This is a genomic window from Paenibacillus sp. FSL H3-0457, assembly GCF_037981725.1.
GTDB classification, from domain to species: Bacteria; Bacillota; Bacilli; order Paenibacillales; family Paenibacillaceae; genus Paenibacillus; species Paenibacillus amylolyticus.
Genome location: NZ_CP150283.1, coordinates 131,196 through 145,812 on the forward strand (window position 1 = coordinate 131,196; position 14,617 = coordinate 145,812).

Consider the following 14,617-nt stretch of genomic DNA (forward strand, 5'->3'; position numbering starts at 1 on the left):
TAGCCGGTGTCTTTCCATTTTCACACCTTATTTCTACATCGGAAGCCAACAGCACGTATTGCCGTTCATCGGCTGCAAAACACGTAGGGGGACATTAAGCTTTATGGAAAAATTGATGATTAGTGGCGGACGTCCGTTACAGGGAACTGTAACTATAAGCGGCGCCAAGAACAGCGCCATTGCGCTTATTCCTGCAGCATTGCTTGCCGAGTCAGAAGTCGTGTTGGACAACCTGCCGCTTTTGAGTGACGTGGCGGTTTATGCAGAAATTTTGGAGGAACTCGGAGCACATGTGACTTGGGAAGGCAGTCAGATGAAGATTGACCCTTCTGACATTAAATCCATTCCTATGCCGAATGGTCCCGTGAAGAAGCTTCGTGCTTCGTATTATATGATGGGTGCATTGCTAGGGCGTTTTAAAGAAGCGACCATAGGTTTACCAGGGGGCTGTAATTTTGAGCCTCGTCCAATTGATCAACATATCAAAGGGTTTGAAGCGCTTGGCGCAACCGTAACAAACGAACATGGCTCCATTCATTTGCATGCCAAAGAGCTGCGGGGAGCAAAAATCTATCTTGATGTAAGCAGTGTCGGCGCAACCATTAATATCATGCTGGCGGCTACTCGTGCCAAAGGCTCTACAATTATCGAAAACGCGGCTAAAGAGCCTGAGATTATAGATGTAGCAACACTTCTGAATTCCATGGGTGCCAGCATCAAGGGTGCAGGTACCGAAACGATCCGTATTGAAGGGGTCTCGGAGCTTAAAGGCTGCCGTCATTCCATCATTCCGGACCGTATCCAAGCAGGTACGTATATGATCGCTGCAGCGGCAACGCGCGGAGATGTTCTGATTGACAATGTGATTCCCAAACATCTGGAAGCTTTAACGGCAAAGCTGCTAGAAATGGGTGTTGGCATTGAGGAATTGGATGAAAGTATACGTGTCATTGGTAAACCAAGCTATAACCATGTGGACGTGAAGGCACTTGTATATCCTGGTTTCCCAACGGATCTACAGTCACCCATGACCAGTGTTTTGACACAGGCAACTGGTGTGAGCGTCCTGAGCGACTTTGTATACAGTAATCGATTCAAGCATGTGCCTGAGTTGGTGCGGATGGGCGCAAAGATTCGAGTAGAAGGACGGTCAGCAATTATTGAAGGCAGTGCATTAAACGCGGCCAAAGTAAAAGCATCCGATCTTCGCGCTGGAGCAGCGCTGGTGATTGCAGGTCTCACCGTCAGTGAAGGTGTGACTGAAGTAACGGGGGTCGAATATATCGACCGCGGTTATGATCATCTGGTGACTAATCTGCGCCTGCTCGGTGCAGATGTATGGCGGGAAACTGATTAATAGGAAGCATTATGCATGATTCAGTCATACACAAGTTTTTTTAACTGAACTGCATATCTTTTTGTTGATTAGGTAAACCTGTTTTAATAGAGTTCTCAGTCTCTCCGGCATAAGACGAAATGTTACTGTTTCCTTTACCGGAGGGTCTTTTTTTGAATTAAACTTCATATGGCTGTAAGAACATCATTTCTCATCCCCAACCCCGGTTTTGTTTGAACTGCGCTCCATAGCCGGTCTATCCGGATTGATCGCCTCAATGCATCGTTCACTCAATAGCGGATCTTGCCGAATGTTGGCCATCCCACCCGGAAACTTACACTCAAAGACAAGTATTTGCATTATAACGGTTACATTCCGTACAATGGACAGAAGGGATTGTGGCAGACGCCGCTCTCTATAGCCGGAACATCTAGCGAAACTATCCATTTCACACGGACTTATTAATTGAATAGGTGGTTATTATATGGATCTACAAATTTCCGATTTGGAAGAAATGAAACTAACGGACCTCTACAAACTGGCCAAAAAATATCAGATACCTTACTATGGTACGTTAAAAAAGAAAGAATTAATCTTTGCTATACTACGTGCACAAGCTGAACAGAGTGGCCTGATGTTCATGCAAGGCGTACTCGAGATTTTACCTGAAGGTTACGGATTCTTAAGACCTATCAACTACTTGCCAAGTACGGAAGACATCTACATCTCAGCTTCTCAGATTCGCAAGTTTGACCTAAGAACAGGTGACCTCGTATCAGGTAAGTGTAGAACGCCTAAGGAAAACGAGAGATACTTCGGTTTGTTGCAAGTCAACGCTGTAAATGGTGAGAATCCATCGGCGGCTGCAGAGCGACTTCACTTCCCGGCACTAACCCCACTGTATCCGCAGAAAAAACTGGTTCTCGAAACATCCCCCGACCATTTGTCCACACGAATTATGGATGTGCTCGCCCCGGTAGGATTGGGACAGCGCGGATTGATCGTAGCACCTCCCAAAGCGGGTAAAACGCTTCTCCTCAAAGAAATTGCCAACAGCATCTCAACTAACAATCCTGAAATTGAACTGTTTGTCCTGTTGATTGATGAACGTCCAGAGGAAGTAACGGATATGTCGCGTTCGGTAAAAGGGGAAGTTGTGGCTTCGACATTTGATGAACTGCCTGAGAATCATATCAAGGTGGCGGAATTGGTGCTTGAGCGTGCGCTTCGTCTGGTTGAGGCCAAAAAAGATGTTGTTATCCTGCTGGATAGCATTACGCGTCTTGCCCGTGCATATAACCTGGTTATTCCACCATCCGGTCGTACGCTTAGTGGTGGTATTGACCCAGCTGCGTTCCATCGTCCGAAACGTTTCTTTGGTTCTGCTCGGAATGTGGAAGAAGGCGGAAGCCTGACTATCTTGGCAACGGCATTAATTGATACTGGATCACGTATGGATGACGTCATTTATGAAGAGTTTAAGGGTACAGGTAACATGGAGCTCCATCTGGACCGTCGTCTGGCAGAGCGCCGCATATTCCCGGCGATCGACATTCGTCGTTCGGGTACACGTCGTGAAGAAGTGTTGCTCAGCAAGGAAGAGTTGGATACAATCTGGGCAATTCGTAAAAACATGAATGATTCCCATGACTTTGTTGAAGGATTCCTGAAAAAACTTCGTAACAGTAAGACAAATGCAGAGTTTTTGGCGGCATTTGATTCGGCTGGTAATAGCCCGACAAGCAATTCGGGTACAACAACAACCCGTCGCTCACCTAGACAGACAGCAACGTCAGGTACATCGACTTAAGTGTCGTTCAACCAATAACATACTTTTACAGCGTTGCTGTGAATTTTACAATACACTCGTCGTTAGGTTTAACCCATTAGATGTGAGGAGAACATCATGTATTTAGTATACGCAGATGAAAAAGGTAATGTATTTGATCATCCTTCCCTGTACGGGCTTGCCCGCAGTGGAGATATGATCGTTGAGATTATGGAAGACGAACTCATCCCTTTGCCAGAGGGTGCAACGTTGGTTGGACTCCCGAGCACCCGGCCCATTGGTATGGACCCGGATACCGGTGAGATGCTACCAATGCCAACGGACACACAGGCTGTAGGTGCTTTGCTTCCACAGGGATTCACTCGTTTGTGTCTCCCTGGATACGTGAAGACGGATAAGGAGTATAAGTTGCCGTTATTCGGCTATTCCGCAGTAGTCTGGAAAGATGGCGGTTTCTATGTCACCGCTTCGAAGTCGGATAGTCCTGAAAAATGGAATCCACTCAACTGTGATCGTGACGATGTGCGTTCCGGGGTCAAACGATTGACGGAACAATACCCCGAGAACCGTCTTTACACCCATCTATCAAACTGTGCGCTTGGATATGAATGTCTAACTTCATCAAACACGTTCCTGAATCGTTGGGAAGGTGGAGTGCCGGTATCCTATTCTTGCAATGCGGGCTGTTTCGGGTGTATCTCCGAGCAACCGGATGATAGCGGCTTTGTTTCCCCGCAGACACGTATGAACTTCCGACCACGTGTGGATGAGATTGTGGAGGTTATGCTGGAACACTTGAAGACGCCGGAGTCCATCATTAGTTTTGGACAAGGTTGTGAAGGGGAGCCTTCCACACAGGCCAAGCTTATTATTGAAGCGATTCGCGAAGTGCGTTCCGTAACGGACATGGGGTATATCAACATTAATACCAATGCCGGTCTGAATGATCATATTAGAGGTATTGTAGATGCTGGATTGGATCTGATGCGCGTAAGTACAATTAGTGCACTGGATGACCATTATAACGCCTACTATAAACCGCGTGGTTATACTTTAGCCAATGTTGAGAAATCGATGAAATACGCAGCGCAGCAGGGTGTATACACGTCCATTAACTATCTGATCTTCCCAGGTGTAACAGATCGTGAAGAAGAGATTGAGGCGATGATTGAGTTTGCAAGAAGAACCGATCTACGCTTGATTCAGATGCGTAATCTCAATATTGATCCAGAGAGCTATCTGGAATTAATTCCTCCTGCTCAAGGTGATATCTTGGGCATGAAGCAGATGATTGAGATTTTTGAAGACGAGTTGCCTGATGTTGTGATCGGATCGTATACCCATGTTCCACCCGCTGGAATGGCACGTCCAAAACGGTTAATTACCTCTTAACATTAATGGATTGCAACAGGCGCAAGGTCGTGTTATAATCTCAGGGTTGTGCCATTTACTCTGGGTCCGCTTGAGGCTCAGGGCGGAAAGAGGTGAAAGGTAATGAAAGAAGCAATTCATCCTAATTACACGATTGGTCAAGTATCTTGCGCTTGCGGGAATACTTTTGAGACAGGTTCGGTTAAAGACGGACTTCGTGTAGAGATTTGCTCCGCGTGCCACCCGTTCTTCACAGGTAAACAGAAGTTTATCGATGCTGGCGGCCGTGTTGATCGTTTCAAAAAGAAATACGGAATCTAATTGGACAATTCTTGGAGTTGTCTGCTAATTGCATCCAACACACCCCTGCTGATCTGGCAGGGGTTTTTTATATGTTATATGTAAGCGAAGCCGCATTCACGTTCCTCTGGTTGCAATTTGGATAACCTTACGTTATACTATTTCTTACCGTGCTAGATGGGGAGGTAGCGGTGCCCTGTAACTCGCAATCCGCTATAGCGAGGTTGAATTCCTGCTAGAGGTTTTGCCGATGTGAGGTTTGGTCCCTAAACGTGGTGTTGACGGTTGGGTCCTCCGCAATGAGTACTCATGAACCTGGTCAGGTCCGGAAGGAAGCAGCCATAAGTGAGATCACTCTTGTGCCGGAGGGTTGCCTAGCTCGAGCTATTGTTCAGGGGTGCCACTTGGATCGCAAATATCGATAGCAGGTGCACGGCTTACCTTTTAAATGTAGAGACCTTTGCAGTTGTATGTATGCAGAGGTCTTTTTGATATGTCTTAATAAACCACGCATGAATGAGTCAGATAAAGTTTGGATTCACCCTAGAATATAGTATAATAGGGGAACGACAAAGGACTCGAATGCGAAGTGGAAGGAAGGTAACGCATCATGGAGCATATCGCGTTATACCGGGCTTGGCGTCCCCAGTCGTTTCAAGATATGGTGGGGCAACAGCATATTATTCAGACCTTGCAGAACGCGATTCGTGAACAGCGGACTTCCCATGCCTACTTATTTAGCGGGCCCAGAGGAACGGGGAAGACAAGTGCCGCCAAGATTTTGGCCAAAGCTGTGAACTGCGAACGTGGGCCTGCGCCTGAACCTTGTAACGAGTGTGAAGCTTGCCGCAGAATTACGACTGGCGCTGTGATGGATGTGCAGGAGATTGACGCTGCATCCAATCGGGGCGTTGAGGAAATCCGTGATCTTCGGGAAAAGGTTAAATATGCGCCAACCGAAGTCCGGCAGAAAGTCTATATTATTGATGAAGTGCACATGCTGACAACGGAGGCATTCAATGCTTTGCTCAAAACATTGGAAGAGCCACCACCACATGTGATGTTTATTTTGGCAACAACGGAACCGCACCGCCTTCCGGCTACCATTATATCGCGCTGTCAGCGATTTGATTTTCGTCGGGTGTCCCTGGAAGAGCAGACAGCGAGACTTACACTGATCTGTGAACAGGAAGGCATGGAAGCTGACCAGGATGCGCTCCAATACATTGCCCGTTTATCGGACGGTGGAATGAGGGATGCACTTAGTGTGCTGGATCAGATCTCTTCATTTACGGATGGACGAGTAACGTACCAGCAGGTTATGGACATGACGGGTGGAATTGCTTCAGAGCAATTTGCCAAACTGGCTGCTTCGCTGCTCAAAGGTGATGTTGGTCATATTTTGCAGATGATTGAAGGTTTCATGCATGAAGGAAAGAGTGCAGACAAGTGCATGGAGAATTTACTGTATTATTTCCGTGATTTGCTTATGATTAAGATGGTACCTGATGCAGATAAACTGACGGACCGGGTACTTAATCCGGAGTCTTTCCGTGATATGGCGGAGTCATTCACCAAGGAACAACTGTTCCACATGATTGACACCCTTAATCGGTACCAGAGTGAAATGAAATATGCAGTACAACCACAGACATTATTTGAAGTTGCATTGCTTAAACTGTGTAGTATTCCAGCTCAAGGTGAGGCTTCTGTTCAGGTGGGAGCTTCAGCTCATGCAGCACCTGCTGATGGGGGAGAGATCAACCGCTTGAAGCAGCAGCTTGCTGAGTTGGAGAAGAAGTTGGATCGTGCACTGAAAAGTGGTTTGTCTGGTGGAGAAGGTTCATCGAGTGCTCCATCTCGCCCGGCAACAAGAGCGCCGGTATCGAGAGGCAATTCACCTGCGAAGCTTCCTGCACAGTTGGATCAGTATGTTGCGCGCAAGGGAGCCCCTGAGTTCGCAGAGATCAGCAAAAAATGGAGTCAGATCCTGCAACGAGTGAAGGAAGAGCGGGTTACCGTTCACGCCTGGTTTGTGGATGGTGAGCCGGTATCATTGCTTGAAGACAATGTGTTGGTTGCTTTTAAAAACAATATTCACCGTGAAACGACGGAGAAGCAGGCTAACCGCGAAGTCATTGAGCGGGTGTTGTCGGAACATCTTGGGCGTTCGGCACGATTGGTGACGATGATGCTCAAAGATTGGACCGGAGCAATGGAGGGAGCTTCTGAAGCGCCAAAGGAGGACTTTAAGCTTGAACCTGAGCATGAAGACGGCGGTTCAGGCAACAAACAGCCTTGGATTGATGAAGCCATCCAGCTCTTTGGTGAGGATCTTGTAGTGATCAAAGAATAATGCGCATAGCGCGATAACCATAACAAAGGAGATGAACAATTATGAACAACATGAACCAAATGATGAAACAAGTGAAGAAAATGCAGGAGCAAATGCTGAAAGCACAAGAGGAACTGGCGGACAAAACAGTCCAAGGTACTTCTGGTGGCGGTGTAGTGACGGCTGAAGTTAACGGACACAAGAAATTGCTTGCTATCACGATCAAACCTGAAGCGGTAGATCCGGAAGATGTTGAAATGTTGCAGGATCTCGTTATGACAGCTGTTAATGATGCTATGGCCAAAGCCGATGAGATTGCCAACAAGGATATGGGCAAGTTCACAGGCGGCATGAATATTCCGGGATTATTTTAATTAAAAAATTGATCCTGTCAAAGGAGACACAATCGATTGTATTATCCCGAACCAATAGCCAAGCTGATTGATGCCTTCACCCGGTTGCCGGGTGTGGGTCCCAAGACGGCAGCGCGTTTAGCTTTTCATGTGCTTAACATGAAGGAAGATGACGTTATCGATTTTGCCAAAGCGCTCGTTAGTGTGAAGCGTAATCTTCATTACTGTTCTGTATGTTGTAATATTACTGATACGGACCCATGTCGCATCTGTCAGGATAAGTCCAGGGATGTATCTGTTATCTGTGTAGTTCAGGATTCGAAAGATCTGGTGGCCATGGAGCGCACCAAGGAATTCGATGGGTACTATCATGTGTTACAGGGCGCGATTTCACCTATGGAGGGAATTGGCCCAGACGATATTCGTTTGAAGGAACTCCTGGTTCGATTAAGTGATGAACGTATAAAAGAGATCATCTTGGCAACGAACCCCAACATTGAGGGTGAGGCTACAGCGATGTATATCTCCCGGTTGGTGCGTCCGTTTGAGATCAGTGTGACTCGTATTGCGCATGGATTGCCTGTAGGTGGCGATCTTGAGTATGCGGATGAAGTGACCCTTTCCAAAGCGTTGGAAGGTCGCAGGGAGATGCGTTAGTGTGATCGATTTGTATTACGCAGCGGACTTCCTTGGAAACTTCGGATGCTAAATAAGTTTCGATATGCAAAGAGAGCCTTAGGGCTCTCTTTTTTTATGGAAAAAATGAATGTCCGAGTTCTAAGTTTGTCCTTTCCCTGATAAGTATGAGAATATGCTGTGCTGATCAGGAGGGGGAGAGATTATGTTTTTGTGGCGAAACACACGGAACTCGGTAGAGAAACACAACAGAATGTTGAAGGAACTTGAGGCGGATCAGATCTATGCAGATATTCAGATGGCTAAGCAGGAATGGGAACGGGCTATGAGACAGTTTGAAGATGCACAGGGACAGGATGAGATTGATTATGCTATTTATGTATTGGAGGCAGCTGAGCGGAAGTACCAGATCCACTTGAGAAGAGCAAAGCGAGCCAGAGCTAATGATGATGTTACATCACAGCGAGGGGTTAGTATGTAGAGTCACGTTTACATTAAACACGGAGGTGAAACATATGAAGAGTATTATACTGGGAAGTGTATTGGTTATATCGTTACTGGGGCTTATCGTTATTTTATTCAGAAAGCGGATAGGGTTATCGTTTTTCACGTCATTTGGAATTCATCTGGTGCTGGCTGCAGTAGGGATATATATCGTGAATTATTCCGGCTGGATTACAGGGACCTACATCCCGCTGAACCCTGCAACGATAGGGACGGTAACTGTTTTGGGATTGCCAGGTGTGGGGCTATTATTAGGGTTGAAAATTTCTTTGTTCGGATAGTTGACTCGCAGGATATTTATATGGTACATTATATCTCGTTGCTTTGCTTGCTTGGTTAGATGCTTTAGATGAAATGAAGGAGTTCATTGCGAACTTCGAAAAATAATTTCAAAAAAACACTTGACCAAAACAAACGAAGTATGATATATTATAAAAGTCGCCGCTGAGAGAAAATGGTGACGAAAAAACGAGTTTGATCTTTGAAAACTGAACAACGAGTGAGTAAACATTCTGCTTGCAGAATGAACGCGAAAGTTTGAAACAAGCCTTGGCTTGGATCGACTGGAGCACAAATGAGATTTTTAATCTCGTCAGATTCAAAATGAGCTTATCGCTCTTTTCAATACTTTATTGGAGAGTTTGATCCTGGCTCAGGACGAACGCTGGCGGCATGCCTAATACATGCAAGTCGAGCGGAGTTGATAGGAAGCTTGCTTCCTTGATACTTAGCGGCGGACGGGTGAGTAACACGTAGGCAACCTGCCCTCAAGTTTGGGACAACTACCGGAAACGGTAGCTAATACCGAATAATTGTTTTCTTCGCCTGAAGAGAACTGGAAAGACGGAGCAATCTGTCACTTGGGGATGGGCCTGCGGCGCATTAGCTAGTTGGTGAGGTAACGGCTCACCAAGGCGACGATGCGTAGCCGACCTGAGAGGGTGATCGGCCACACTGGGACTGAGACACGGCCCAGACTCCTACGGGAGGCAGCAGTAGGGAATCTTCCGCAATGGGCGAAAGCCTGACGGAGCAATGCCGCGTGAGTGATGAAGGTTTTCGGATCGTAAAGCTCTGTTGCCAGGGAAGAACGCTTGGGAGAGTAACTGCTCTCAAGGTGACGGTACCTGAGAAGAAAGCCCCGGCTAACTACGTGCCAGCAGCCGCGGTAATACGTAGGGGGCAAGCGTTGTCCGGAATTATTGGGCGTAAAGCGCGCGCAGGCGGTCATTTAAGTCTGGTGTTTAATCCCGGGGCTCAACCCCGGATCGCACTGGAAACTGGGTGACTTGAGTGCAGAAGAGGAGAGTGGAATTCCACGTGTAGCGGTGAAATGCGTAGATATGTGGAGGAACACCAGTGGCGAAGGCGACTCTCTGGGCTGTAACTGACGCTGAGGCGCGAAAGCGTGGGGAGCAAACAGGATTAGATACCCTGGTAGTCCACGCCGTAAACGATGAGTGCTAGGTGTTAGGGGTTTCGATACCCTTGGTGCCGAAGTTAACACATTAAGCACTCCGCCTGGGGAGTACGGTCGCAAGACTGAAACTCAAAGGAATTGACGGGGACCCGCACAAGCAGTGGAGTATGTGGTTTAATTCGAAGCAACGCGAAGAACCTTACCAGGTCTTGACATCCCTCTGATCGATGCAGAGATGTATCTTTCCTTCGGGACAGAGGAGACAGGTGGTGCATGGTTGTCGTCAGCTCGTGTCGTGAGATGTTGGGTTAAGTCCCGCAACGAGCGCAACCCTTATATTTAGTTGCCAGCACTTCGGGTGGGCACTCTAGATAGACTGCCGGTGACAAACCGGAGGAAGGTGGGGATGACGTCAAATCATCATGCCCCTTATGACCTGGGCTACACACGTACTACAATGGCCGGTACAACGGGCTGCGAAATCGCGAGATGGAGCCAATCCCAACAAAGCCGGTCTCAGTTCGGATTGCAGGCTGCAACTCGCCTGCATGAAGTCGGAATTGCTAGTAATCGCGGATCAGCATGCCGCGGTGAATACGTTCCCGGGTCTTGTACACACCGCCCGTCACACCACGAGAGTTTATAACACCCGAAGTCGGTGGGGTAACCGCAAGGAGCCAGCCGCCGAAGGTGGGATAGATGATTGGGGTGAAGTCGTAACAAGGTAGCCGTATCGGAAGGTGCGGCTGGATCACCTCCTTTCTATGGAGAATCGTTTCCCGAGTGGAAACATTCAAATAAGCAGGTTCTTAGAACCTGCGACAGCAATTCATTTCGGTCCATTACTTCGGTGTGGATGAAATGAAGAGCACAAGCAACTCACTCGTTGCTCAGTTTTGAGAGCTCAAACTCTCAAACGTTTGGTGGCGATAGCGAAGGGGTTCCACACGTTCCCATCCCGAACACGACCGTTAAGCCCTTCAGCGTCAATGGTACTTGGACCGCAGGGTCCTGGGAGAGTAGAACGTCGCCAAGCGTAACCCATTTTGGGTTCAAATAGTATATATAATGTGGGCCCTTAGCTCAGTTGGTTAGAGCGCACCTCTGATAAGGGTGAGGCCGGTGGTTCGAGTCCACCAGGGCCCACCATTTGTATCTTTTAATTTTACATGGGGCCATAGCTCAGCTGGGAGAGCGCCTGCCTTGCAAGCAGGAGGTCAGCGGTTCGATCCCGCTTGGCTCCACCAAAAATGTTTTACAAGTTTGTTCTTTGAAAACTAGATATCGAAACGAAACAAACGCGAATTAGAACATTCCTTTAAGCTGATCTTGTGTAAACAAGTGAAGTGTTTTTATAAGGTAGATTGCACGTACGATGGTATCGAATGGGAGCGACTTTTGGCTTTGCGTAAGCAAAACAAGGGAAGCGAGCAGTCGAAACCGGAGCACGAGGTTAAGCTACTAAGAGCACACGGAGGATGCCTAGGCGCTAGGAGCCGATGAAGGACGTGGCGAACAACGAAACTGCCTCGGGGAGCTGTAAGCAAGCTTTGATCCGGGGGTGTCCGAATGGGGAAACCCAGCTGGGGTAATTTCCAGTTACACCTAACTGAATACATAGGTTAGTGTGAGGCATACCAGGGGAACTGAAACATCTAAGTACCCTGAGGAAGAGAAAACAATAGTGATTCCGTCAGTAGCGGCGAGCGAACGCGGAGAAGCCCAAACCAGAGAGCTTGCTCTTTGGGGTTGTGGGACGTCTCACATGGAGTTACAAAGGAACCGGTTAAGCGAAGAGGTCTGGAAAGGCCCGCCAAAGAAGGTAAAAGCCCTGTAGTTGAAAGTCTGTTCCCTCCGAGACGGATCCCGAGTAGTGCGGGGCACGTGAAACCCCGTATGAATCCGGCAGGACCATCTGCCAAGGCTAAATACTTCCTAGCGACCGATAGTGAAGCAGTACCGTGAGGGAAAGGTGAAAAGCACCCCGGAAGGGGAGTGAAATAGAACCTGAAACCGTGTGCTTACAAAAAGTCAGAGCCCGTTTTAGGGGTGATGGCGTGCCTTTTGTAGAATGAACCGGCGAGTTACGTTCCCGTGCAAGGTTAAGGTGAAGAGCCGGAGCCGCAGCGAAAGCGAGTCTGAATAGGGCGACTGAGTACGTGGACGTAGACCCGAAACCGGGTGATCTACCCCTGTCCAGGGTGAAGGTGCGGTAACACGCACTGGAGGCCCGAACCCACGCATGTTGAAAAATGCGGGGATGAGGTGGGGGTAGCGGAGAAATTCCAATCGAACTCGGAGATAGCTGGTTCTCCCCGAAATAGCTTTAGGGCTAGCCTCGGAAAACAGAGTCGTGGAGGTAGAGCACTGATTGGGTGCGGGGCCCGCAAGGGTTACCAAGCTCAGTCAAACTCCGAATGCCATAGACTTACTTCCGGGAGTCAGACAGTGAGTGCTAAGATCCATTGTCAAAAGGGAAACAGCCCAGACCATCAGCTAAGGTCCCCAAGTGTGTGTTAAGTGGGAAAGGATGTGGAGTTGCACAGACAACCAGGATGTTGGCTTAGAAGCAGCCACCATTGAAAGAGTGCGTAATAGCTCACTGGTCGAGTGACTCTGCGCCGAAAATGTAACGGGGCTAAACACACCACCGAAGCTATGGCTTGATGCTTTGCATCAGGGGTAGGGGAGCGTTGTATAAGGGTTGAAGGTGTACCGTAAGGAGCGCTGGACATTATACAAGTGAGAATGCCGGTATGAGTAACGAAAAGATCAGTGAGAATCTGATCCGCCGAAAGCCTAAGGGTTCCTGAGGAAGGCTCGTCCGCTCAGGGTAAGTCGGGACCTAAGGCGAGGCCGAAAGGCGTAGTCGAAGGACAACAGGTCGAAATTCCTGTACCACCGTAAGCCGTTATGAGCAATGGGGGGACGCAGTAGGGTAGTGACGCGGACTGATGGATGTCCGTCTAAGCAGTAAGGCTGATGTGTAGGCAAATCCGCACATTGTAAGGCTGAGCTGTGATGGGGAGCGAAAATTATAGTAGCGAAGGTCATGATCTCACACTGCCAAGAAAAGCCTCTAGCCAGGTGATGGTGCCCGTACCGCAAACCGACACAGGTAGGCGAGAAGAGTATTCTAAGGCGCGCGGAAGAACTCTCGTTAAGGAACTCGGCAAAATGACCCCGTAACTTCGGGAGAAGGGGTGCCCCGGTAGTGTGAATAGCACGAGGGGGCCGCAGTGAAAAGGCCCAAGCGACTGTTTAGCAAAAACACAGGTCTGTGCGAAGCCGTAAGGCGAAGTATACGGGCTGACGCCTGCCCGGTGCTGGAAGGTTAAGGGGAGTGGTTAGGAGCAATCCGAAGCTGTGAACCGAAGCCCCAGTAAACGGCGGCCGTAACTATAACGGTCCTAAGGTAGCGAAATTCCTTGTCAGGTAAATTCTGACCCGCACGAATGGCGTAACGACTTGGGCGCTGTCTCAACGAGAGATCCGGTGAAATTTTAATACCTGTGAAGATGCAGGTTACCCGCGACAAGACGGAAAGACCCCATGGAGCTTTACTGCAGCTTGATATTGAATTTGGGTACGATCTGTACAGGATAGGTGGGAGCCTTTGAAACGTGAGCGCCAGCTTGCGTGGAGGCAACGTTGGGATACCACCCTGATCGTATCTAGGTTCTAACCTGGTACCGTAATCCGGTGCGGGGACAGTGTCAGGTGGGCAGTTTGACTGGGGCGGTCGCCTCCTAAAGAGTAACGGAGGCGCCCAAAGGTTCCCTCAGAATGGTTGGAAATCATTCGAAGAGTGCAAAGGCATAAGGGAGCTTGACTGCGAGACCTACAAGTCGAGCAGGGACGAAAGTCGGGCTTAGTGATCCGGTGGTACCGCATGGAAGGGCCATCGCTCAACGGATAAAAGCTACCCTGGGGATAACAGGCTTATCTCCCCCAAGAGTCCACATCGACGGGGAGGTTTGGCACCTCGATGTCGGCTCATCGCATCCTGGGGCTGAAGTAGGTCCCAAGGGTTGGGCTGTTCGCCCATTAAAGCGGTACGCGAGCTGGGTTCAGAACGTCGTGAGACAGTTCGGTCCCTATCTGTCGTGGGCGTAGGAAATTTGAGAGGAGCTGTCCTTAGTACGAGAGGACCGGGATGGACGTACCGCTGGTGTACCAGTTGTTCCGCCAGGAGCACCGCTGGGTAGCTATGTACGGACGGGATAAACGCTGAAAGCATCTAAGCGTGAAGCCCCCCTCAAGATGAGATTTCCCAGTATGTAAGACCCCTTGAAGACGACGAGGTAGATAGGCTGGGGGTGGAAGTGCAGCAATGCATGGAGCTGACCAGTACTAATCGGTCGAGGGCTTATCCAATAGCAAGTTGTAATTCGCATGTTTCGTTTCGAATCTAGTTTTCAGGGAGCAATCCTTGAATGATGTTGATGATTGTTATTTGGAGAGATACCCAAGTGGCTATAAGGGGACCCTCTGCTAAGGGGTTAGACTGCGTAAGCGGTGCGAGGGTTCGAATCCCTCTCTCTCCGCCATCTTTACCTAAAGATGGACAAGC

General features: G+C 48.7%; 9 protein-coding genes, 3 tRNA genes, 3 rRNA genes and 1 other RNA gene. All 16 read left to right on the forward strand.

The genetic code is table 11. From position 1 onward, the window contains the following. Positions 1-103: 103 nt before the first annotated feature. Entirely contained in the window at positions 104-1,357 is a 1,254-nt protein-coding gene (locus tag MHH25_RS00620) for a UDP-N-acetylglucosamine 1-carboxyvinyltransferase (protein WP_036607261.1), read from the forward strand. A gap of 463 nt (positions 1,358-1,820) precedes the next feature. Next, positions 1,821-3,146, forward strand: a complete 1,326-nt coding sequence (gene rho, locus MHH25_RS00625) for a transcription termination factor Rho (RefSeq protein WP_017691288.1) — start codon at positions 1,821-1,823, stop codon at positions 3,144-3,146. Between the two features lie 96 nt (positions 3,147-3,242). Then, complete coding sequence (locus MHH25_RS00630) at positions 3,243-4,517, forward strand: radical SAM protein (RefSeq protein ID WP_074092949.1); 1,275 nt, start codon at positions 3,243-3,245, stop codon at positions 4,515-4,517. 102 nt (positions 4,518-4,619) lie between these two features. After that, the gene (gene rpmE / locus MHH25_RS00635; RefSeq protein WP_036607255.1) at positions 4,620-4,817 is read left to right on the forward strand and encodes a 50S ribosomal protein L31; all 198 of its coding nucleotides are present in this window, start codon (positions 4,620-4,622) and stop codon (positions 4,815-4,817) included. Between the two features lie 147 nt (positions 4,818-4,964). Continuing rightward, positions 4,965-5,232: signal recognition particle sRNA large type (gene ffs, locus MHH25_RS00640), an RNA gene on the forward strand. A gap of 174 nt (positions 5,233-5,406) precedes the next feature. Then, positions 5,407-7,152: a DNA polymerase III subunit gamma/tau gene (gene dnaX, locus MHH25_RS00645; RefSeq protein ID WP_036607251.1), complete on the forward strand. Its 1,746-nt coding sequence runs from the start codon at positions 5,407-5,409 to the stop codon at positions 7,150-7,152. Between the two features lie 41 nt (positions 7,153-7,193). After that, complete coding sequence (locus MHH25_RS00650; RefSeq protein ID WP_036607248.1) at positions 7,194-7,505, forward strand: YbaB/EbfC family nucleoid-associated protein; 312 nt, start codon at positions 7,194-7,196, stop codon at positions 7,503-7,505. Positions 7,506-7,541: 36 nt separating this feature from the next. Continuing rightward, a complete protein-coding gene (gene recR / locus MHH25_RS00655) occupies positions 7,542-8,141 on the forward strand; it encodes a recombination mediator RecR (RefSeq protein ID WP_036607246.1) in 600 nt (199 codons plus the stop codon). Between the two features lie 184 nt (positions 8,142-8,325). Continuing rightward, positions 8,326-8,601, forward strand: coding sequence for a DUF2508 family protein (locus tag MHH25_RS00660; protein WP_036607244.1), 276 nt, complete (start codon positions 8,326-8,328; stop codon positions 8,599-8,601). A gap of 34 nt (positions 8,602-8,635) precedes the next feature. Further along, positions 8,636-8,905, forward strand: a complete 270-nt coding sequence (locus tag MHH25_RS00665) for a pro-sigmaK processing inhibitor BofA family protein (RefSeq protein ID WP_036607241.1) — start codon at positions 8,636-8,638, stop codon at positions 8,903-8,905. 348 nt (positions 8,906-9,253) lie between these two features. Then, positions 9,254-10,806 (forward strand): 16S ribosomal RNA (locus tag MHH25_RS00670). Between the two features lie 157 nt (positions 10,807-10,963). Further along, a 5S ribosomal RNA gene (rrf, locus tag MHH25_RS00675) occupies positions 10,964-11,080 on the forward strand. Positions 11,081-11,116: 36 nt separating this feature from the next. Next, positions 11,117-11,193: transfer RNA gene (locus tag MHH25_RS00680), tRNA-Ile, on the forward strand. A 22-nt stretch (positions 11,194-11,215) separates the two neighbouring features. Then, a tRNA-Ala gene (locus MHH25_RS00685) sits at positions 11,216-11,291 on the forward strand. Positions 11,292-11,495: 204 nt separating this feature from the next. Then, positions 11,496-14,421: ribosomal RNA gene (locus MHH25_RS00690) — 23S ribosomal RNA — on the forward strand. The 16S, 23S and 5S rRNA genes sit together here with 3 tRNA genes alongside, the layout of an rRNA operon. 81 nt (positions 14,422-14,502) lie before the next feature. Beyond that, a tRNA-Ser gene (locus tag MHH25_RS00695) sits at positions 14,503-14,594 on the forward strand. Positions 14,595-14,617: the final 23 nt, after the last annotated feature.

Bases quoted from the DNA above. Each gene is read 5' to 3' on its own strand.
- dnaX (WP_036607251.1), top strand. From the start codon at position 5,407: ATGGAGCATATCGCGTTATACCGGGCTTGGCGTCCCCAGTCGTTTCAA.
- MHH25_RS00665 (WP_036607241.1), top strand. From the start codon at position 8,636: ATGAAGAGTATTATACTGGGAAGTGTATTGGTTATATCGTTACTGGGG.
- MHH25_RS00660 (WP_036607244.1), top strand. From the start codon at position 8,326: ATGTTTTTGTGGCGAAACACACGGAACTCGGTAGAGAAACACAACAGA.
- MHH25_RS00650 (WP_036607248.1), top strand. From the start codon at position 7,194: ATGAACAACATGAACCAAATGATGAAACAAGTGAAGAAAATGCAGGAG.
- MHH25_RS00620 (WP_036607261.1), top strand. From the start codon at position 104: ATGGAAAAATTGATGATTAGTGGCGGACGTCCGTTACAGGGAACTGTA.
- rpmE (WP_036607255.1), top strand. From the start codon at position 4,620: ATGAAAGAAGCAATTCATCCTAATTACACGATTGGTCAAGTATCTTGC.
- MHH25_RS00630 (WP_074092949.1), top strand. From the start codon at position 3,243: ATGTATTTAGTATACGCAGATGAAAAAGGTAATGTATTTGATCATCCT.
- rho (WP_017691288.1), top strand. From the start codon at position 1,821: ATGGATCTACAAATTTCCGATTTGGAAGAAATGAAACTAACGGACCTC.